This window comes from Camelimonas sp. ID_303_24 (assembly GCF_053543495.1).
Genome location: NZ_JBLLJM010000014.1, coordinates 60,991 through 79,082 on the forward strand (window position 1 = coordinate 60,991; position 18,092 = coordinate 79,082).

The following is an 18,092-nucleotide window of genomic DNA, read 5'->3' on the forward strand; positions in this document are numbered from 1 at the left end:
GTATCCATGAAAATCTCAACAGGCGCTTTCGGTAAAAAACTGGCGCGCGCCGGTCTGGCGGCGAGCCTCGCGCTCGCCACGGCGGCGGGAGCCAGCGCCGCCGAAACCCACGGCGTAACCGACACCGAAATCAGGCTCGGCAACACCGCGCCCTACAGCGGCCCGGCCTCGGCCTATGGCACGATCGCCAAAGCGGCGGTTGCCTATTTCGACATGGTCAACGCGCGCGGCGGCGTGCACGGGCGCAAGGTCCGCATCATCAGCCTTGACGACGCCTTCACCCCGCCAAAGGCCATCGAGCAGACCCGCAAGCTGGTGGAGGGCGAAGACGTTCTGGCCATCTTCCTGCCCATCGGCACGCCAACCTCGTCGGCCACCCAGGCCTGGTTGAACGGCAAGAAAGTGCCGCAGGTTTTCGTGTCGTCCGGCGCCTCGCGCTGGAACCAGCCAAAGAAATTCCCGTGGACCTTCGCATGGAACGTGGATTACCCGACCGAGGGCAAGATCTACGCCAAATACATCCTTGAGAATGTCAAGGATCCGAAGATCGGCGTGCTGTACCAGAACGACGATTATGGCAAGGATATCCTGCATGGCCTGCGCGAGGGACTTGGCGACAAAAAGAACGCCATTGTCGAGGCGATCGCCTACGAACTCTCGGACGCAACGGTGGATTCGCAGATTTCGCGTCTGCGCAGCGCCGGCGCCAATGTATTCATCAGCGCCACCACGCCGAAATTCGCCGCCCAGTCGATCCGCGCCGTCGATGCGCTGGGCTGGAAGCCGGTGTTCATCCTGCCGAGCGTTTCCAATTCGGTCGATCCGGTGCTGACCGGCGCCGGCCTCGACAAATCGGTCGGCATCGTCTCGACCTCTTACGTCAAGCAGCCCACCGATCCGCAGTGGAAGGACAGCCCGGACTACAAGACCTGGGAAGCCTTCATGGACAAATACTACCCATCCGGCGCCAAGAACGACTGGCTGAACCCCTATGCTTACGGCATGGCCTACGCCATGGAGCAGGCGCTGCTCCGCGCCGGCCCAAGGCCGACCCGCGAAAATCTGGTCGCGGCGCTGGAGGGCATTCGCGACATGGAGATCCCCATGCTGCTCCCCGGCGTCACCGCCACCATCACGCCGGATGATCACGGGCCGCTGAAGGCCATGCAGATGATGCGGTTCAACGGCAAATCGTGGGAAGCGATTGGCGGGCTGGTGTCGGCGCGATAAGCCGGGACAGAGCCTCGCCTTATCGGGCCCGGAAGCGTCGCCGCCCCATGCCCGGATCTGTTCCGGGCACCCACGCGCTGGGGCTGAATTTGGCGCGGACAGTTCATCAGCGTTTTTGTGGGCGCTGCTTTGTGCATGGCCAGGAAAAACCCGGCCATGCCGCGCGCGGACCGGCTTTAAAACAGTCGCACGTCGAGAATGAACGTCTCCACCGCGCGGATGACGATGCGCGCCGCGTCCGGGTGCCGGTGGTTGATGAGCATGTTCATGTCCGGGGCGTTCGCCAGCGGCACAATGGCGGAGGGCACGCACAGCAGCGGCGCGCCCATGCCCTGGCTCCACTGGTCGCCGCGTCGCTGGGTCCAGCTTTCCTGACGGCGCCAAGCCTCGGGCAGGTCAGCGGGCGTCAGGGTTTCAATGGCCAGATCGTCGGGAATGTCATAGCGCACCATGGCGAGGGCCGGCAGCAGGTCCGGGTCCTCCACGTGCACCAACTTCTCCAGAACGCAAAGCGATGGCGAGGTGGCGCAATAGGTCACCGGATGGCCCGCCGTGTTCCATCGGCCATCATATAACTGGCCATACCCGCCGTCGAAGGCGCGGGCGTGGACCTCTCCTGACAGCCGCCAGAGAATCATCGAACCACCATGACTGAACGGTTGGGCGTCAGGCCGCCGCGCCCCAGGCTATTTTGGCCAGCACGGTTTCGATAACCCGCGCCCCGGCTTCCGTCTGGGCCACGTCGAGCGGCGTTTCGCCGTCAAGCGCCGCCAGCGGGCGCCGCAGCCAGCGGCTGGCCTTGTCCCGGTCGCCGAAGGTGTCCTCGGCGAGGGTCTGGATGCGCAACAGGCGCACGGCCCGGTCGGATTCGTCGACTGTCAGCGGCTGCTGGCGGTCGGCGCGGTGGCGGCGCGTGCGCTGCGGAATGACGAAGCGCTCGATCTCCTGTTCGGAAATGCCAGCCTGGACAAGACCGCGCAACGCCTGCAACGGCAGCCGGCCGCGCACCGCAAGCGCCAGGTCGGCCTGGGAGCGCACCTGGCGCCCCAGAACCGGCTGTCCGCCAAGTTTGCGCACGACTTCTTCAATGACCGCCGACATGCGAACCTCCGCCGTCCCGCGCCGGATCACCCTCTGGAAGACGGGCTTCGGCAACATGCCCATAATTTACAGGCAAGTTGCCGAATTTCAAGATGCGCGCTGGCGCAGAAAGGGCGAAGGGGCGGCAGGGGGTGGCGAGGGCTGGCAAAATCCGGCCTGCCGGCTGGTGCAGCTTCGATCAATCCGGATCGCATACTGCTCCAGTTTTCCTGGTTTTGAGAGAGCCCCGGTCGATCAGCCGATCCGGCTGACCGGAAGGCGCTCTCGCCGTTTGCCGGCGCTATTTGGCGAATTTGGTGGCGTCGCGGGAGGTCGAAACCATCATGTTGTAGTCGCGGACCAGCCAGTCGAGATCGCGGCCCGCGCCCTTGCGGGCGTCGCCTTTCGCCTTTTGCAACACGTCCCGGAACGTGCGCAGCTTGCCAAGGAAGTCACGCGGACGGGATTCAAAAACGAAGAATGAGCCTGGGTTGGCCGCCGAAAAGGCGTCCATTTCCTTCACCGCCCCGGCATAGGCCAGCACCGCCGCCTCAAACGCCGGCATGTCAACCACCGGCCTGTTCTGCGACGGGAACAGATCCACCGCCTGGCGGGCGCGCAGCATCACATTGGCCACCTGCCAGCGGGCTTTCTTGCCCTCGGTCTGCTCGATCAGAGCCAGTTCCGCCGCATCAGCCTTGGCCTTTTCCACGGCAAGCAGGGCGTCGACGCGGGCGCGCTCCTTGCGGAAGGCCGCCATGGCTGGCGCCAGGCGGGCGTGCAACTCCTTGCCGCCGGCCATCTTGTCGTCGGTGTAATCCTTGCGGGTGTAATAGCCGTCCGCCTCTGTAACCAGCGGCGCCAGGGTCTCATAGGCCCTGATGTAGTCGGGAATGGCGGCGTCCAGCGCCGGCATGGTCGGGGACAGGGCGATGGCCGCCTTGGCCTTGTCGATCTCGCCCCGCACGTCATAGAGCGAATACAGGCCGTAGACGATCCGCTCCTTGCCGGTGGGGCCGTTTTTCATGTTCACCCAGCTTTCGTAGCGGGTGATCGAGTCCGTGGCGCGCATGGTCCGGTTGAGCAGGGCGACGTAAGGGTTGAGCTTGGCGATGACCGCCCGGGTGGCCTCCGCGTCTACTGGCGCGGCGGGTGTTGCTGCGGGGGCGGTAGCCGCTGGCGTAGGGGCGGTAGCCGCTGGCGCCTGCGCCAGGGCGGCGGAAGAGCATCCGAGGAAGAGGCCAAGCGTTACGGCGCGCAATTGGTTCACAGTCAGCTCCGTCGATCGATCCAGATCCGGCCTGCGTCAGCCCTTGCGCGTACAGGATTGCGCAGCGCTCACGACTCAACCGGGGCACCGACACTTACCATGTAAGAGCCGCATGGCTGCTCACATCACCGCCAGCAAGCGCGGATGGCGCGTGGTTTCACGCAACAGCAAGGCGTCCGGCTCCGGCGTCAGCCGAGGCCGGGCGCATCGACACAAGCCGACAGGTCGATGAGATGGCGTTGCGGCTTTGCCGGATCGGCCAGTACGCGGAGTTTGCGTCCGCCACGATGGTCAAGGCTCCGAAACGGCCCCAATAGCCGGCGACTGCCGCGCTGGCCAGGTTTTGCGGATCATATGGCGCCGGGACCTTTGCGCCCGGCGCAAAGCGCGGTGGGTTGGTCCGCACGCTTTCGGTGAACTGCTGTTCCTGGCCATCCCGATCGGTGAAGCGGATAACGGCGGCCCAGGTATGTTCGTTATTGCCTCTGGACGCGGCGAGCCGCTTCACAACCCCCTCCGTGCGGATCGCGCGGGTCGCGAACTGATCCGCCCGATAATACGACACACCCGCCACGATGAGCAGCGCCAGTGTGACGGCCGCAAAAGAACCAGCCGATCATCCTTAACATGCGTATCGGGTCTCCTGACTTTGGCGCCCCAACCAAAGGCATGCTCCGCCCGTCCGGCGCATCGCTCCGAACAGTCCATGCGCTTCAGAAAAGGGGCCTGTCGCCAGCCAGACCGCACGCGCGTGCTTCGCGCGGGAACTGCTCCGGGCAGCCCGTGCGCGCCTATCCCGCGTGGCTCTGCCGCCGCTGTTCTTCCTGTTGTTGCAACAGGTCGTCCAGCAGCTTCTGCTGGGTGGCGATGCGCTGGGCCGCCAGTTCTTCATCCGCCGCGCCCGAGAAGGCCGCGGCCTGTTCCGTCAGCGCCGCGAGGTTGCGGCGGGCCAGCGCGATGCGCTCCTGAAGCTCAGCCGCAGATAAAGTGCCAGGCATGACGCATCTCCCCTTCCGGCTGGCGCGGACGCACCAGTCCGCCGCCAGTTTGCCGGCCTCAATCAGTCATATGGCGCGCGCGCTCCGTAGCTGCAAACCATATGGCCTGCAATAATATGACCTGGAGAACGGCTGAAGCAAAATGCCCGGAAACGGCAGGACCGTTACTGCCCCCTGCCGATCTTGTTCAGCGTCTGCGCGTCGCTCGCCAGCTTTTGCGAGACGGCGTTCAGCTTCGCCAGCAGGGCGTTGACCTCGGCGTGAGCCTTGGGATCGCTCGCCTGGAGGGCGCCGCCGCTAAACGTCACCTTGTCCCGGTTCGCGCCGAGATAATCGATCAGCTGGAGGCCCGCATCAATCACCGCGTTGCCGCTGCCGAACAGGTTGCGGGCTGCCGTGACCGGGGCGGTGATCATCTTGTCGAAGGCCTTGTCGTAGGCAGCCTTGAGATCCTCCGGCTGCTTCAGCGCCGCCCTGGCCTCGACGGCCTTTTTCTCCGCCGTGTCCATGGCGTCGCCGGCGGACTTCAGCACGCCGCGCGTTTCCTCCAGGGCCTTGCGGCTGGCGGACAGGTCGTCGAGCTTGCGCAGGGCGGCATTGCTCATGACCTTGGGGATGGCGGCGAAGGTGGTGTTCAGGCCTTCATGAAAATTGCTGATGATATCGAACTGGGCCTTGTAGGTTTCGCCCAGCTTCGCTTTTTCCTCGTCGTTCAGTTTGGGCAGGCGAACGCCCGCAGGCTTGATGACCCGCTGGTCAAGCAGTTCGATAAACGCCTTGCGCTGTTCTGGCTCCTTGTCCCCGCAGGCAGCCAGCATCAGCGGCATCACAAGCGCAACAACGATCGATCGAAAAAGTGGACTCATGACCGCAACTTTCCCTCATCAAGGCGCGCCAGAACTGGCGCCGCTCCGGCGCATAGCCAGGATCGATGTCCTCTCTAAAGCATTTTCGCCGGGAATGCGTGCATGCGCGAGCGCCGCCGGCAGGCTTGAGCCAGACAATTACCCGCGAAACCTGTATCGCCGGCATGGTCTATCTTTTTGATTGAGCGCATTTTGCATGGCGCTCATGCGTTTCTCTTCACGAGCCGCGATTCCCGCCTGTCTCGCAAATGATCTGGCGGGCGATGCAGGACAGCAACAGCGCTTTCAGCTCCGCCGCCGCTGTTGCGGGGGCGCCTTCGTTGATGAGGCGCAGGTCCGGAGCCACGTCGGGCGCGCCATCGCTGCGCCGCATGCGGCTGGCGAGGCCGGCGCCATGGTCGCCGTCACGGCCGCGCGCGGCGATGCGGGCGGCCAGGACGTCCGGCGCCGCCGTGACTTCCACCACGGCCAGCACCGGCAGCGCGGCGCGAGCTTCGGCGACGCTGCCGCGCGAGATGTTGACCACGACAATCTGGCCGGCTTCAGCCGCGCGCCGCGCGGCGACAGGCACCGCATAGCAATTGCCGTGGGCCTCCCAGGCCAGCGCCCAGGCGCCCGCCGCCTGCCGGGCGCGGAATTCTGCCATTGTCACGGTGTCGTGGCGCTCGAACGGGTCGGAAGGCCGCGTCACGACCCGCTCCGGGAATGAAAAACGCCTGTCCGCCGCCAGCGCCGCGCGCGCCAGGGCAATGAGCGTATCCTTGCCGGCCCCGCTGGGGCCGACGATGAGGACGAACCCGCCGGCCATCTCAGGAAACCCGCTGGCCGCCGCGCCAGACCTGGCGCACCACGGGCGTTTCGCCCATCATGGCGACGCGCGCCAGATCCGCCCGCAAACCCGCGCGGATTTCGCCGCGATCATCGAGGCCGGTCGCCCGCGCCGGATTGCGGGTGACGGTGGCGATCGCCTGCGGCAAGGTGATGTCCGGCGCTGCTTCCGGAAGATGGAACGCCGCCATCAACAGGCTGGCCGGCACGTAATCGGACGAGAAGATGTCCAGCAGGCCGGCTCTGGCGAGATCAGCGGCGGCGATATTGCCGGAATGCGAGCCACCGCGCACCAGATTGGGCGCGCCCATCATCACGGTGACGCCATGGTCGCGGCAGGCCTCAGCCGCCTCCATGGTGGTCGGAAACTCCGCCAGCGCGACGCCTTCGGCCACCGACTGGCTGACGTCGTCGAGCGTGGTGTCGTCATGGCTGGCGATCGGCGTTCCGAGCCGCCGCGCCAGCGCCGCAAGGGCCTGGCGATTGGCCGGGACGACATCGGCGCTGACGGCCTGTTTGTGGCTGATTTCACCGCGCACCGCTTCGAGGCTCTTGCCGCTCTTGCCACAGTAATACTGCAGGTATTTGTCGATATCGCGGAACTGGCGCTGTCCCGGCGTGTGGTCCATCAGCGACATCAGCCCCACCGGAAAGCGCGCGGCGAAGGCATGGACCGCCTCAAGCACGTCGACCGAGGGGATTTCGCAGCGCAGATGGGTCAGGTGATCGCAGCGCAGCAACCCGGCGTCGCGGGCCTGCTGCAACGCCTCGCCCAGCGCCATCAGCTCCGGGCCGAAGCCGCCGCCGTCCACGTCCGAACCGGCGCGCAGGCTGTCGAACACGGTGGTGATGCCAGAGGCGGAGATCTGCGCGTCATAAGCCATCACGGCGCCCATGCGATTCCATTTGACGCCGGGGCGGGGGCTGTAATGGCTCTCCAGATGGTCGGTGTGCAGTTCGACCAGGCCCGGCAGAAGATAATCGCCGGCGAGATCTTCACCCTTTTCAGGCGCCTTGCCGGCGCCGGTCTCGACGATGCGGCCGTCCTGCACGGCGACCCAGCCGTGGATGACGTCGTCCGCCAGCACGATCCGGGCGTTCTCGAAAATGGTTGCGTTGCTCATGGTGACCTTCCGGCGCCGGTCCCGCCGGCGCGGCGGGACTGTCGGCGCGAAACATGACATTCGGGCGACAGGGCCAGAAAACCTGGGGATCGGAGCCGTGGCGCTCAGGCGGCGGCTGGCGTGAAGCGCGTCACATCCACCACCCGGGTCGCCACGGCGTCGCGCACGTCCTCATCGTGAAAAATCCCGACGATGGCGGCGCCGGCGCGCTGCTTCTCGCGGATCAGTTCGACCACCACGGCGCGGTTGCGCGCGTCGAGCGAGGCGGTTGGCTCGTCCAGCAGCAGCAGGGGGCGCGGGGCGATCAGCCCACGGGCGATATTGACGCGTTGCTGCTCGCCGCCAGAGAAGGTCGCCGGCGGCAGGGCCCACAGATGCTCCGGCACATTCAGCATGGTCAGCAGCAGGCGGGCGCGGTCCATCGCGGCGCCGGGCGCCAGGCCGCCCTCGCGGCCCGCCGCCGCCACCACGTCGAGCGTGCTGACGCGGGGGATGACGCGCAGGAACTGGCTGACATAGCCGATAACATGGCGGCGCAACGCCAGGATGCGGCGCGGCGCGGCGCTGGCCAGGTCCGTCACCCCGTCGTCATGGCGGATGCGAATGGCCCCGTCGGCGCAATGATAGTCGCCGTGGATCATCTTCAGCAGCGAGGATTTGCCGGCCCCCGAGGGGCCGCCGAGCGTCACAACCTCGCCAGGCGCGGCGGCGAAGCTGATGGCGCGCAGCACATCGCGGCGGGCTCCGCCATGCAGGTGCATGGTGAAGGACTTGCTGACATTGGCCACCTCCAGCAATGGAGCGGCGGATGGAGAATTTCTGGTCATGTCAGGCCGCCAGCACGGAGGAAACGAGAAGCTGTGAATAGGGATGCTGCGGGTCATCGAGCACGCGGTCGGTCAGGCCTTCCTCGATCACTGCGCCGCCCTTCATCACCATCATACGGTGCGACAGCAGGCGCGCCACGGCGAGATCATGGGTGACAATGATGACGGCGAGGCCAAGATCGGCGACCAGATTGCGGATCATGTCAAGCAGGCGGGCCTGCACCGACACGTCGAGGCCCGAGGTCGGCTCGTCCATCAGCACCAGGCGCGGCCGCGTCACCAGATTGCGGGCGATCTGCAGCCGCTGGCGCATGCCGCCGGAGAACTGGCGCGGGCCGTCGTCGATGCGACGCGGATCGATTTCCACCCGCTCGAGCCAGTCGCCGGCGGTGGCGCGGATGTCGCCATAGCAGCGCGCGCCGGTCATCATCAGCCGCTCGCCGACGTTGCCGCCGGCCGAGACGCCCATGCGCAGTCCCTGGGCGGCGTCCTGGCGCACGAAGCCCCAGTCGGTGCGGAACAGCAGCCGGCGTTCGGCCTCGCCCATAGTGAACAGATCGCGGGTTTCGCCGCTGCGCAGGCGGTAGGTCACCTGGCCGGCGTCCGGCTCCAGCTCGGCGGCGATCAGATTGAGCAACGTGGATTTGCCCGAACCGGATTCGCCGACGATGGCCAGCACTTCGCCTTCGTGCAGTTCGAAACTCACGTCGGCGCAGCCCCGATGGGCGCCGTAGTATTTCGCCAGCCCGCGCACCGCGAGCAGCGGCGCGTCATCATTGTCATGCAAACCGGACATCAGCGGGCCTCCTGTGGCGCCGGCTGGCCGGAGAGCGCGGCGGGCGCGTTCCCCAGCAGATGGCCGCGATGGCCGCCGGCCCGGCGCTCCTCGCAGAAATCCGTGTCGGAGCAAACGAACATGCGCTGGCCCCGGTCGTCGAGAATGACCTCGTCCAGATAGACGCCGCGCGCCGCGCACAGGGCGCACGGCTCGGTGAAGACCTGCGGCGTGAACGGATGGTCGGTGAAATCAAGGCTGCGCACGCTGGTGTACGGGGGCACGGCGTAGATGCGCTTTTCGCGGCCGGCGCCGAACAGTTGCAGCGCCGCCATGTCGTGCATGCGCGGATTGTCGAACTTGGGGATCGGCGAGGGGTCCATGACGTAACGGCCGGCCACCTCCACCGGATAGGCGTAAGTGGTGGCGATGTGGCCGTTGCGGGCGATGTCCTCGTAGAGCTTCACATACATCAGGCCATATTCGCCAAGAGCATGCAGCTTGCGGGTTTCGGTTTCGCGCGGCTCAAGGAAACGCAGCGGCTCCGGGATCGGCACCTGGTAGACCAGCACCTGGCCGGCGGCGAGCGTCGCCTCCGGAATGCGGTGACGGGTCTGGATGATGGTGGCTTCCGTGGTCCGCGTCGTCACGGCAATGCCGGCGGTCTTGCGGAAGAAGTTGCGGATCGACACGGCGTTGGTGGTGTCGTCCGAACCCTGGTCGATGACCTTCAGCACGTCCCGCGGCCCAAGTATGGCCGCTGTCACCTGCACGCCGCCGGTGCCCCAGCCATAGGGCATCGGCATTTCGCGGGAGGCGAACGGAACCTGGTAGCCGGGAACGGCGATCGCCTTGAGAATGGCGCGGCGGATCATCCGCTTGGTCTGCTCGTCGAGGTAGGCGAAGTTATAGCCGGTGGCGGCGTTGTCGTCGGTCGTGGTCATTCCGCGGCCTCCCTGGCGGAAACGGCGTCCGCCGTCCGGTCGTCGTCAGTCGTCGCGGCGCCGTTTTGCGCCGCATGGGCGGCGCGCATGCCGCGCACCAGCTCCAGTTCGGCCTGGAAGTCGACGTAATGCGGCAGCTTCAGGTGCTCGACGAAGCCGGTGGCCTGCAACGGATCGCAGTGGGCCAGCACGAATTCCTCATCCTGCGCCGGCGAGGTCAGTTCTTCACCCAGCTCCCGCGCCCGCAGGCTGCGATCGACCAGCGCCATGGCCATGGTCTTGCGTTCGGCGGCGCCAAACGCGAGGCCATAGCCGCGCGTGAACTGCGGCGGCCGCTCTTTCGAGCCATGGAACTGATTGACCATCTGGCATTCGGTGAGGGTAATGCGGCCGAGCGGAACGGCGAAACCCAGTTCCTCAGGCGTGAAGAACACCTCCACGTCGCCGGTGCGAATTTCGCCGACGAACGGGTGGGTGCGGCCATAGCCGCGCTGGGTGGAGTAGCCGAGCGCCAGAATGAAGCCCTCGTCGCCGCGCGCCAGCGCCTGCAAGCGCAGGCTGCGGCTGGCCGGAAACGCCAGCGGCTCGCGGGTCAGATCCGGCGTGGGGCCATCGGTCGCCTCATGGCGTTCGATCAGGCTTTCGTCATCGAGCAGATCGGTGACGCGCGGACAGTCGCGGCTGTCAGCGGCGGGCTCGGCCATGGCCGCCGCTTCCGGCTCGCCGCCGGCGGCGAGGGCGAAGTCGACCAGCCGGTGTGTGTAATCGAAGGTCGGTCCCAGCACCTGGCCGCCTGGCAGGTCTTTCCAGGTGGCGGAAACCCGGCGGCGGATGTGCATGGCGGCGGTGTCCACCGGGGCCGAGGCGCCGAAGCGCGGCGCGGTGTTCCGCCAGGCGCGCACCAGGAAAATCGCCTCGGTGACGTCGCCGCGCGCCTGTTTCAGCGCCAGCGCGGCGAGGTCGCGGTCATAGACGGACCCTTCGGTCATGATGCGATCGACCAGCAGACTCATCTGTTCGCGGATCTGCGCCACGTCCAGTTCGGGAACGCTCCTGTCGCCGCGCCGCTCGTCGGCGAGCAGGCGGTGGGCGTTGGCAATGGCGGCTTCGCCGCCCTTCACGGCCACGTACATGACGTCAGCCCTCCAGGGTTGCGCTGCGGGGCAGGGCGGAAACGGCGCCCGGCGCGACGAAAATCAGATCGACGCCAAGCGGGAACTGCGCCCGGTTGTGGACAATCTGCCGGTCGAAATCCGCCGGCAGCGGGGATGCGCCCAGACGGCCCGCGTCTTCGGCGGGCGCGACGCCCGGGCCGGTGAAGCGGCGGGCGTCCTGGGCGTCGAGCCGGGCCGTCTGAAGCACCAGCGTTGTTGCGCGTTCAGGAAATTGCGGCTCGCCCTGGCGGAAGGCGGCGAACGGCGGGCATGCTTCTGGCGTCGCAATCAGGGCGAAGTCCGCCAGGGCTGGTTCGTCCACCAGCACGGCGCTGGTGTGAAACCGCAGGTAGCGGGCCACCTCCGGCTCCGCCCGCAGGGGCGCGTCCAGCCACAGGGTCACGTCGTTGTCGGCGAGGGTCAGGATGACCGCCGCCAGCTCCGGCGACAGCGGCGCCGGCGGCCGGGCGGCGGTGGGCAGGGCCTGCACGCTGGCGGGGCGGGCCATCGCCTCCATGATGGCGCGGAACGCCTGCTGCGATTCAAGCGGCGGGTCGGCAAAGCCTGTCGTCATTTCTTTCCCCGAACCCATCAGTCTTCCCCCCGGACCATGGTGAAAAAATTGACCCGCGTCGCCGCCGTGCGGCTCTCGGCCGTCGCCAGGTCGCTGGCGAGCCGCTGGCGCACCGGCGCCACGGCGGCCTCCAGCGCTCCGGCGTAGGCGGGGCTCTGGACCAGGGCGTCAATAATGGCGGCGGCGCGCGCCCGCGCGCCGTCGCGGCCTGGCAGCCAGGCGTAACCCTCCACGTCATTGTCGAGGCGGACGACGCAGCGGGTCAGGCTCATTTCACCGAGATTGAAGGCATCGCCGTCGCCGCCGGCGCGACCGCGCACCATGACAAGGCCGGTTTCTGGCCGGCGCAGGGTGGCGATGGCTCCCGGATAGCCCACTGCCGCCACAACAGCTTCCAGCTCCGCGCGCGTGGCTTCGGCGCAGATGGCCATCGTGGCGCGGCGCGTCTGCTGCAATGCCGCCAGGCCGGGCGCTGGCGGCGTGGATACTGGCGTGTCAGTCATGATCGGGACTTTCGCAGAGTATTGTCTATTTGTATAGACAACTATGATGATCGTCCGTGACACCCTCATGACGGCGGCCCGTTCCCGGTTGACGGCGCGCCGCACTGGCGGATGATCCAGCAGAACAGAAGCGGCGGGTTGGCGGATTGATGGACAGCAGGCAGGTGCAACGTGGCGGCGGCCTCGCCGCATGGCGGCAGATCGCCGACGCGCTGGCGGCGGATATTGCCGCTGGCCGGCTGGGCCCAGGCGCGCGCCTGCCGGCCGAGGCGGACCTCGCCGCTCAGTTCGGCGTCAACCGCCATACGGTGCGGCGGGCGCTGGCGGCGCTGGCCGCCGATGGTCTGGTGCGCGCCACCCAGGGCCGGGGCACCTTCGTCGAAGCGTCGCCGCTGCCCTATCCCCTGTCGCGCCGCACGCGTTTTTCCGCCGCTCTGGCGCGGGTGGGGCGCGAGGCGTCAGGCGCGCTGCTGTCGGCGGAAACCATCGCCGCCTCCGCCGCCGTGGCGCAGGCGCTGGGGCTGGAGGAGGGCGCCGCGGCGCTGCGGCTGGTGACGCTGAGCCGCGCTGACGACACGCCCCTCTCCCTGGCCTACACGCATTTTCCGCTGCCGCGTTTTGCCGGGTTGCCGGCGCACTACGGGCAAAGCGGCTCCTTCACCAAAGCTTTCGCGGCGTTTGGGGTTGGCGACTACACGCGGGCTTCGACGCGCATTGGCGCGCGCATGTCGCGGCCGGAGGAGGCGGCGCTGCTGGAACTGGCGCCTGGCCGGCCGCTGCTGGTGGTGGACAGCGTCAATATTGATCTGGCCGGCGCGCCAATCCAGGCGACGCGCTCGCTGTTCGCCGCCGACCGCGTCGAGTTTGAAATCCAGACGCCTCCCTGAGGCGGCATGGGCCGGAAAGCGGTATGGAGCCTTTATCCTGAGCGAATTCTGGTTGATCAGACGGAGCCGTCTGATCAGAAAGCGTTTCAAGGCTTTTGCACGCCGCCATTGATGATGGCGGCGCGCAGGGCGCCGGAAATCCGGTCGATAATCGCCACGGCGATCAGGATCAGGATGATGGCGAAGGCGACGCTTTGCCACTCGAACATGCGGATCTGCTCCGACAGATACAGGCCGATGCCGCCGGCCCCGACGATGCCGATGATGGCGCTGGAGCGGGTGTTCGATTCGAAGAAATATAGCGCCTGGCCGGCAATCACCGGCAGCACCTGCGGCAGCACGCCGAAGCGCACCTGGCGCCAGTGGCCGCCGCCGGTTGACGCCACGCCTTCGACAGGCTTGCGATCCGCCGCCTCGATGGCTTCAGAGAACAGCTTGCCGAGCGCGCCAAAGTCGCTGGTCATTACCGCAAGCACGCCGGCGAAGGGGCCAAGCCCGACGACATTGATCCACAGCAACGCCCAGATCAGCATGTCGACGCCGCGCACGCCGTCGAGCCCGCGCCGGGTGAAAAACCGCGCCACGCCGCTGAAGGTGGTGTTGCGGGCGGCGATGAAAGCCACCGGAAAGGCGAAAACCGCCGCCAGCAGCGTGCCGAGAAACGCAATGGCGACGGTTTCGCCAAGCGCCTTCACCACCGTCCAGGCCTGGGCGAAGCTGCCCGGCCAGGGCGGAACCATCAGCACGACCATGTCGCCGAGCCGGATCAGGCCTGCCGCGAGCCTGACCAGCGAAAAATCGAAGCGCCACAGGGCGAAGACGGCCAGGGCCGCGGCCAGGGTCACGATCAGGTATGGCGCGGCGCGGCGCAGCGGCGGCGCGTGGAAAGCCTCGGGATGGCGGGCGCGCATGCGGGCGATGCTGGCGGCGTCGGCATGGGTGAGACGCATGGCCCCGGGCGCGGATGGGATGTTCATGCGTGCGCCTCCCGGCCAAGCAGGGCGTGGCGCACCTTTTCCGACAGGAAATCGATGACGCAGACGCACAGGACAATCAGCAGCAGCAACGCCGAGACATCGGCGTAATAGAACTTGCGGATGGCCTCGATCAGATCCTGGCCGATGCCGCCGGCGCCGACAAACCCCATCACCGAGGCACCGCGCACGTTGATCTCAAACCGCATCAGGCAATAGCTCACCACATTGGAGAGAATTTGCGGGATCACCGCGAAGCGGATGGTGGGCCAGCGCGCCGCGCCGGCGGCCATCAGGCCTTCCACCGGCTTCATGTCGATGTTTTCCACCACCTCGGAGAACTGCTTGCCGAGCGCCCCGATGGTATGCACGGCGATGGCCAGCACGCCGGCCATGGGGCCAAGGCCAAACGCCACCACGAAGATCAGGGCGAAGACGATCTCCGGCACGGTGCGGCAGAATTCGAGAAAGCGCCGGGCAATCGCGCGCGCCCAGGGATTGGGCGTCAGGTTGCGCGCCGGCGAAAAGCACAGCGCCAGCGCGCCGAGGGCGCCAAGCAGCGTGCCGAGATAGGCCATCAGCAGGGTGTCGGCGAGCAGCGGCAGCCATTTGTCGAGCCCCCACAGCCACTCGCCCGGCGCAGTCCAGACGCGCTGGCCTGCCGCCGGACCGGAATCCAGCGTCAGGATGCGGTCGAAGTAGCTGAAGAAATTGCCGATATTTCCGGACAGCTTCGCGAGGTTCACATCCGCCATCCAGGCGGACCAGAGCGTCGCCGCAGCCAGCCCGGCGCAGAACATCAGCGTGTGGCCGCGCTTGCGCCGCCGGGCCTCGCGCCAGTGGCGGGCGTGATCCGCCGCGGCCACCGGAGAGGCGGCGCGGGGCGAGGCGGAACCAGGGACGTGGGGAGGATATGCGTTCACGGCGGCTCGGGCTCTGGCCCAGGGGCGGGCCGGCCGCTGGGAGCCGGACATCGCCCTGAGCTGATGTCTGGATGCAGGCTTTCCAGACGGCGCGACCAGCGCGCCATCCGGGGATTTCGCCCGTTCAGGAGCGCTTCTTGCGCAGGGTGTCGACGAAGCCGTTCAGCTCGACGATCGGCTCATAGGCCTTGTGATCGACCGGCTGGTAGGAGCCGCCCTTGCCATCGAAAATTTTCTTCAGCACGTCCGGGGCTTTTTGCGGCATGGCGACGACAGCGGCGCTGATCGCCTTGCGCAGGTCTTCCGGCAGGTCGGTGAGATAGGCCACCGGCGAGTTCACGATCTGCTCAGAGCGGAAGATGATGCGGAAGTCATCCGCCTTCACCGCGCCCTTCGCCGCCATGCGCTGCAGGGTCGATTCCGTATCGCTGACCCAGAGATTGAAGCCGGCGTCGCAGGTCCCCTGGTTAATGGCGAAGATCACGTTCTCATGGCTGCCGGCATAGACAACCTTGCCAAAGAATTTGTCAGGATCGATGCCCATCTTGCTCATGGCGAAGCGCGGCACGTTATTGCCGGAGGTCGAGTTCGGGTCGACGAGGCAGAGGTTTTTGCCCTTGAGATCCTCAATTTTCCGGTACGGGCTACCGGCTTTGGTCCACAGCACGGAATAGTAGCCGCGCGTCCCGTCCGGGTTCACCTCAATGGCGAATGGTTCGATCTTCACCCCGGTCATACGGGCGCGGGCGTAGGAGGCGGGTCCGTATTGGGCGACATGGATATTGCCGGAGCGCTGGCCTTCGATCACCGCCGCATAGTCGTTGGCGACGCGCAACGTCACCTTCGTTCCCAATTCCTTCGACAGGTAGTCGACGAACGGCGTCCAGCGGTCGATCACCGTGCCGGAATTTTCAGCCGGGATAATGGCGTAGACCAGTTCCGGGTATTTCGCCTTCCAGGCCGCGCCGGTTTCGGCGGCGACAGATGGGGCGGCGAGCGCAAGGGTTGCGGCTGCGGCGAGCAGCAGGCGGCGGTTCAGCATGATGTGATCCTTGGGAGCCGGTCGGGAAGGACGGGCGCCGTCCTTCGCGGGAAACCGCGACAGTCAGCAAGCTGCCGGCGGGAAGGTCTGCGCCAGGGGCAATGTCCCCTGGCCCGGGCGAATTCTGATCGGGCGGACGATGTCGTCTGGTCGGACTGCGCTTCACAACGCGATGCGCTCAGGATGAACCACATCCCTGCTCCAATCTCTGGCAGCGCATGATTGTTGGCGCCACGCTCTAGGCGCCGGCGGGAACCAGGCCGCGCGGAGCGAAGCCGGTGGCGGGAGCCGCATGGGCGGCGGGGCGCGGCGGGATGGCGCGGGTTTCGTCGCTGTCCATGCCGTACAGTTCGGCGATGACCGCGTCCGTCAGTTCATCGGGGCAGCCGTCGAACACCACGCGGCCGTGGGCCATGCCGATCAGGCGGTGGCAATAGGCGCGGGCCAGCTCGATGGAATGCAGGTTGCACAGCACGGTGATGCCGTATTCGCGGTTGACCGCGGCAAGGCCATCCATGACGAGGCGGGTGTTGCGCGGATCGAGCGAGGCAATCGGCTCGTCGGCAAGAATGATGTCCGGATTCTGCATCAGCGCCCGGGCGATGGCGACGCGCTGCTGCTGGCCGCCGGAGAGTTGGTCGGCGCGCTGGGTGGCGAGACTGGCGATGTCCAGCCGCTCCAGCGCTGCCAGCGCAAGCGCCCGGTCCTCGTCCCGCCACAGCTTGAGCATGGCGCGGTGAGCGGGAATGACGTTGAGCCGGCCGAGAATGACATTGGTCAGCACGTCCATGCGGCCAACCAGGTTGAACTGCTGGAAAATCATGGCGCAGCGGGCGCGCCACGCGCGCAGTCCGGCGCCGCGCAGGGTGGTGACGTCGAGGCCATCAAAGGCGATGCGCCCGGCGCTCGGCGTCGCCAGGCGGTTGACCATGCGCAGCAGCGTCGACTTGCCGGCGCCGGAGCGACCGATGACGCCGACGAAAGCGCCGCGGGGAATATCCAGCGTAACGCCGTCAACAGCGCGCTTGGCCCCATAGTGGCGCGAAAGGTTTTCGAAAGTGAGCATTCTGCCCGTCCCGGCGTCGCAGCAGACGAAGTCTGGAATGGCGGATTGCGGAAACAGGCGGCCGTCGCCGGGCGACGCCGCATTCTCTTCCCACGGTGAACCTCAGGAAGCATGGGCGCGGCGGATGAAACCGGCATGACGGATGGATGACGAAGCGATGACATCAACCGCCGCCAGCAGGCCGCGGACGCGATATGATCGCCGGCGCTCACGCTTCTGGCGCAACGCCGCCGGGCAACAACGAGGGCAGCGGGACGCCGCCAGCGCATGAGCCACGCCTTGCACAAACATTCGGGCGGCCGCAGCGCGCCTGACATTGACGACGCCATGCAGTCTGCCAGCGTATCGGGGACATTGTTCCGGCGCGCTGGCTATGGAGCCCGCGGGGGCGGCGTCGGGAGACCAGGGGCCGGGGGAGCGGCTCGCCGGCTCCGGTCGCATCCCTTTATGTATCGCGGCAAATCCGGTCTTGTGGCATGGAAATTCGTCCCGTGCTTGCGCGAGGCGGCGGCAATTTTTCTGGACATCGCCCTGGGGCCGATCTGGCGCGGCGGAAGCGCAGCATATCTGGAGGCAGTTTGTGACAGGCGAGGCGGATCCCGACCGGCGCTGGATTTTGTTGATGCGCGTGACCGTCATCCTGCACCGCCTGCTGGAGCGGTCCGGGCAGGGCGGGGCGCTGACCGTCGCGCAATACAGGTTCCTGCTGATGCTGAAGCGCGGCCCCAGGCGGGCGAGCGTGCTGGCGTCGCTTTCCGGCATCGGGCGCCCCACGGCCTCTGTTCTGGTCAATGCCATGGAGAAGCGCGGCCTGATCGAGCGCTACGCCGATCCGGACGACGGCCGCGCCGAAATGTTGCGGTTGACCGCTGACGGTCTTGCCAGTTTCGCGGAGTTCGAGCGCGTCGCGGCCGGCGAACTTGCCGGCTATCTCGATGTGGCCGACGCCGGGGCCTTGCTGGACCGCGTTGAGGAGCTTGCGCACGTCATTGATCGCAAACGCGACCGGACGGCGCGCGATTGACAG

The 18,092-nt window shown here is 67.0% G+C and carries 21 protein-coding genes; 3 read left to right on the top strand and 18 right to left on the bottom strand.

The features are described 5' to 3' along the window. Nucleotides 1–6: 6 nt before the first annotated feature. Nucleotides 7–1,230, top strand: coding sequence for an ABC transporter substrate-binding protein (locus tag ACERNI_RS13760; RefSeq protein WP_448833856.1), 1,224 nt, complete (start codon nt 7–9; stop codon nt 1,228–1,230). A gap of 176 nt (nt 1,231–1,406) precedes the next feature. Here ACERNI_RS13760 and ACERNI_RS13765 read toward each other — a convergent pair whose 3' ends face one another. The 14 genes from ACERNI_RS13765 to phnG all read right to left on the bottom strand — a co-directional run bounded on the left by ACERNI_RS13765 (nt 1,407) and on the right by phnG (nt 12,173). Next, the gene (locus tag ACERNI_RS13765) at nt 1,407–1,868 is read right to left on the bottom strand and encodes an RES family NAD+ phosphorylase (RefSeq protein WP_448833857.1); all 462 of its coding nucleotides are present in this window, start codon (nt 1,866–1,868) and stop codon (nt 1,407–1,409) included. Between the two features lie 28 nt (nt 1,869–1,896). Then, nucleotides 1,897–2,331: a type II RES/Xre toxin-antitoxin system antitoxin gene (parS, locus tag ACERNI_RS13770; protein ID WP_448833858.1), complete on the bottom strand. Its 435-nt coding sequence runs from the start codon at nt 2,329–2,331 to the stop codon at nt 1,897–1,899. 280 nt (nt 2,332–2,611) lie between these two features. Then, nucleotides 2,612–3,580 (bottom strand): YiiG family protein, encoded by a 969-nt coding sequence (locus tag ACERNI_RS13775; protein ID WP_448833859.1) that lies wholly within the window; start codon nt 3,578–3,580, stop codon nt 2,612–2,614. A 157-nt stretch (nt 3,581–3,737) separates the two neighbouring features. Beyond that, nucleotides 3,738–4,154 carry a DUF3592 domain-containing protein gene (locus ACERNI_RS13780; RefSeq protein WP_448833860.1) on the bottom strand — a complete coding sequence of 139 codons (417 nt, stop codon included), beginning with the start codon at nt 4,152–4,154 and terminating at the stop codon, nt 3,738–3,740. Between the two features lie 217 nt (nt 4,155–4,371). Further along, nucleotides 4,372–4,578 carry a hypothetical protein gene (locus ACERNI_RS13785; RefSeq protein ID WP_448833861.1) on the bottom strand — a complete coding sequence of 69 codons (207 nt, stop codon included), beginning with the start codon at nt 4,576–4,578 and terminating at the stop codon, nt 4,372–4,374. Nucleotides 4,579–4,742: 164 nt separating this feature from the next. Beyond that, complete coding sequence (locus ACERNI_RS13790; RefSeq protein ID WP_448833862.1) at nt 4,743–5,444, bottom strand: DUF3053 family protein; 702 nt, start codon at nt 5,442–5,444, stop codon at nt 4,743–4,745. A gap of 217 nt (nt 5,445–5,661) precedes the next feature. After that, entirely contained in the window at nt 5,662–6,252 is a 591-nt protein-coding gene (phnN, locus tag ACERNI_RS13795; protein WP_448833863.1) for a phosphonate metabolism protein/1,5-bisphosphokinase (PRPP-forming) PhnN, read from the bottom strand. Nucleotide 6,253: 1 nt separating this feature from the next. Next, nucleotides 6,254–7,396: an alpha-D-ribose 1-methylphosphonate 5-triphosphate diphosphatase gene (locus ACERNI_RS13800; protein WP_448833864.1), complete on the bottom strand. Its 1,143-nt coding sequence runs from the start codon at nt 7,394–7,396 to the stop codon at nt 6,254–6,256. A gap of 104 nt (nt 7,397–7,500) precedes the next feature. Further along, nucleotides 7,501–8,223: a phosphonate C-P lyase system protein PhnL gene (phnL, locus tag ACERNI_RS13805; RefSeq protein WP_448833865.1), complete on the bottom strand. Its 723-nt coding sequence runs from the start codon at nt 8,221–8,223 to the stop codon at nt 7,501–7,503. 1 nt (nt 8,224) lies between these two features. Then, nucleotides 8,225–9,019, bottom strand: coding sequence for a phosphonate C-P lyase system protein PhnK (gene phnK, locus ACERNI_RS13810; protein WP_448833866.1), 795 nt, complete (start codon nt 9,017–9,019; stop codon nt 8,225–8,227). Further along, nucleotides 9,019–9,942 carry an alpha-D-ribose 1-methylphosphonate 5-phosphate C-P-lyase PhnJ gene (locus ACERNI_RS13815; protein ID WP_448833867.1) on the bottom strand — a complete coding sequence of 308 codons (924 nt, stop codon included), beginning with the start codon at nt 9,940–9,942 and terminating at the stop codon, nt 9,019–9,021. The genes phnK and ACERNI_RS13815 overlap by 1 nt, the downstream gene beginning before the upstream one ends. Further along, nucleotides 9,939–11,075, bottom strand: a complete 1,137-nt coding sequence (locus ACERNI_RS13820; RefSeq protein ID WP_448833868.1) for a carbon-phosphorus lyase complex subunit PhnI — start codon at nt 11,073–11,075, stop codon at nt 9,939–9,941. Before ACERNI_RS13820 ends, ACERNI_RS13815 begins: the two co-directional genes overlap by 4 nt. A 4-nt stretch (nt 11,076–11,079) precedes the next feature. Then, nucleotides 11,080–11,670, bottom strand: a complete 591-nt coding sequence (phnH, locus tag ACERNI_RS13825) for a phosphonate C-P lyase system protein PhnH (protein WP_448833869.1) — start codon at nt 11,668–11,670, stop codon at nt 11,080–11,082. A 17-nt stretch (nt 11,671–11,687) separates the two neighbouring features. Further along, nucleotides 11,688–12,173 (bottom strand): phosphonate C-P lyase system protein PhnG, encoded by a 486-nt coding sequence (gene phnG / locus ACERNI_RS13830; protein WP_448833870.1) that lies wholly within the window; start codon nt 12,171–12,173, stop codon nt 11,688–11,690. Nucleotides 12,174–12,322: 149 nt separating this feature from the next. On the opposite strand from phnG, the gene phnF reads away from it, so the two are divergent. Next, nucleotides 12,323–13,060: a phosphonate metabolism transcriptional regulator PhnF gene (phnF, locus tag ACERNI_RS13835; RefSeq protein ID WP_448833871.1), complete on the top strand. Its 738-nt coding sequence runs from the start codon at nt 12,323–12,325 to the stop codon at nt 13,058–13,060. A gap of 86 nt (nt 13,061–13,146) precedes the next feature. Here the strand turns inward: phnF and phnE (ACERNI_RS13840) are convergent, their stop codons facing one another. The 4 genes from phnE (ACERNI_RS13840) to phnC all read right to left on the bottom strand — a co-directional run bounded on the left by phnE (ACERNI_RS13840) (nt 13,147) and on the right by phnC (nt 17,065). Further along, on the bottom strand, nt 13,147–14,037 hold the full coding sequence (gene phnE / locus ACERNI_RS13840; protein ID WP_448833872.1) for a phosphonate ABC transporter, permease protein PhnE: 891 nt from the start codon (nt 14,035–14,037) through the stop codon (nt 13,147–13,149). Then, entirely contained in the window at nt 14,034–14,900 is an 867-nt protein-coding gene (phnE, locus tag ACERNI_RS13845) for a phosphonate ABC transporter, permease protein PhnE (RefSeq protein WP_448833901.1), read from the bottom strand. The genes phnE (ACERNI_RS13840) and phnE (ACERNI_RS13845) overlap by 4 nt, the downstream gene beginning before the upstream one ends. Before the next feature lie 181 nt (nt 14,901–15,081). Further along, nucleotides 15,082–15,999 carry a phosphonate ABC transporter substrate-binding protein gene (phnD, locus tag ACERNI_RS13850; RefSeq protein ID WP_448833873.1) on the bottom strand — a complete coding sequence of 306 codons (918 nt, stop codon included), beginning with the start codon at nt 15,997–15,999 and terminating at the stop codon, nt 15,082–15,084. Nucleotides 16,000–16,237: 238 nt separating this feature from the next. Then, nucleotides 16,238–17,065, bottom strand: coding sequence for a phosphonate ABC transporter ATP-binding protein (gene phnC / locus ACERNI_RS13855; RefSeq protein ID WP_448833874.1), 828 nt, complete (start codon nt 17,063–17,065; stop codon nt 16,238–16,240). A gap of 580 nt (nt 17,066–17,645) precedes the next feature. Between phnC and ACERNI_RS13860 the strand changes: the two genes are divergently transcribed. Then, on the top strand, nt 17,646–18,089 hold the full coding sequence (locus tag ACERNI_RS13860; RefSeq protein ID WP_448833875.1) for a MarR family winged helix-turn-helix transcriptional regulator: 444 nt from the start codon (nt 17,646–17,648) through the stop codon (nt 18,087–18,089). Nucleotides 18,090–18,092 lie beyond the last annotated feature (3 nt).

Excerpts from the sequence above, each read along its gene's own strand:
- ACERNI_RS13815 (WP_448833867.1), bottom strand. The coding sequence starts at position 9,942 with ATGACCACGACCGACGACAACGCCGCCACCGGCTATAACTTCGCCTAC.
- phnC (WP_448833874.1), bottom strand. The coding sequence starts at position 17,065 with ATGCTCACTTTCGAAAACCTTTCGCGCCACTATGGGGCCAAGCGCGCT.
- phnF (WP_448833871.1), top strand. The coding sequence starts at position 12,323 with ATGGACAGCAGGCAGGTGCAACGTGGCGGCGGCCTCGCCGCATGGCGG.
- ACERNI_RS13790 (WP_448833862.1), bottom strand. The coding sequence starts at position 5,444 with ATGAGTCCACTTTTTCGATCGATCGTTGTTGCGCTTGTGATGCCGCTG.
- ACERNI_RS13760 (WP_448833856.1), top strand. The coding sequence starts at position 7 with ATGAAAATCTCAACAGGCGCTTTCGGTAAAAAACTGGCGCGCGCCGGT.
- parS (WP_448833858.1), bottom strand. The coding sequence starts at position 2,331 with ATGTCGGCGGTCATTGAAGAAGTCGTGCGCAAACTTGGCGGACAGCCG.
- ACERNI_RS13820 (WP_448833868.1), bottom strand. The coding sequence starts at position 11,075 with ATGTACGTGGCCGTGAAGGGCGGCGAAGCCGCCATTGCCAACGCCCAC.
- ACERNI_RS13765 (WP_448833857.1), bottom strand. The coding sequence starts at position 1,868 with ATGATTCTCTGGCGGCTGTCAGGAGAGGTCCACGCCCGCGCCTTCGAC.
- phnG (WP_448833870.1), bottom strand. The coding sequence starts at position 12,173 with ATGACTGACACGCCAGTATCCACGCCGCCAGCGCCCGGCCTGGCGGCA.
- ACERNI_RS13785 (WP_448833861.1), bottom strand. The coding sequence starts at position 4,578 with ATGCCTGGCACTTTATCTGCGGCTGAGCTTCAGGAGCGCATCGCGCTG.
- phnH (WP_448833869.1), bottom strand. The coding sequence starts at position 11,670 with ATGACGACAGGCTTTGCCGACCCGCCGCTTGAATCGCAGCAGGCGTTC.
- phnK (WP_448833866.1), bottom strand. The coding sequence starts at position 9,019 with ATGTCCGGTTTGCATGACAATGATGACGCGCCGCTGCTCGCGGTGCGC.
- ACERNI_RS13800 (WP_448833864.1), bottom strand. The coding sequence starts at position 7,396 with ATGAGCAACGCAACCATTTTCGAGAACGCCCGGATCGTGCTGGCGGAC.
- phnE (WP_448833872.1), bottom strand. The coding sequence starts at position 14,037 with ATGAACATCCCATCCGCGCCCGGGGCCATGCGTCTCACCCATGCCGAC.
- phnL (WP_448833865.1), bottom strand. The coding sequence starts at position 8,223 with ATGACCAGAAATTCTCCATCCGCCGCTCCATTGCTGGAGGTGGCCAAT.
- phnN (WP_448833863.1), bottom strand. The coding sequence starts at position 6,252 with ATGGCCGGCGGGTTCGTCCTCATCGTCGGCCCCAGCGGGGCCGGCAAG.
- phnD (WP_448833873.1), bottom strand. The coding sequence starts at position 15,999 with ATGCTGAACCGCCGCCTGCTGCTCGCCGCAGCCGCAACCCTTGCGCTC.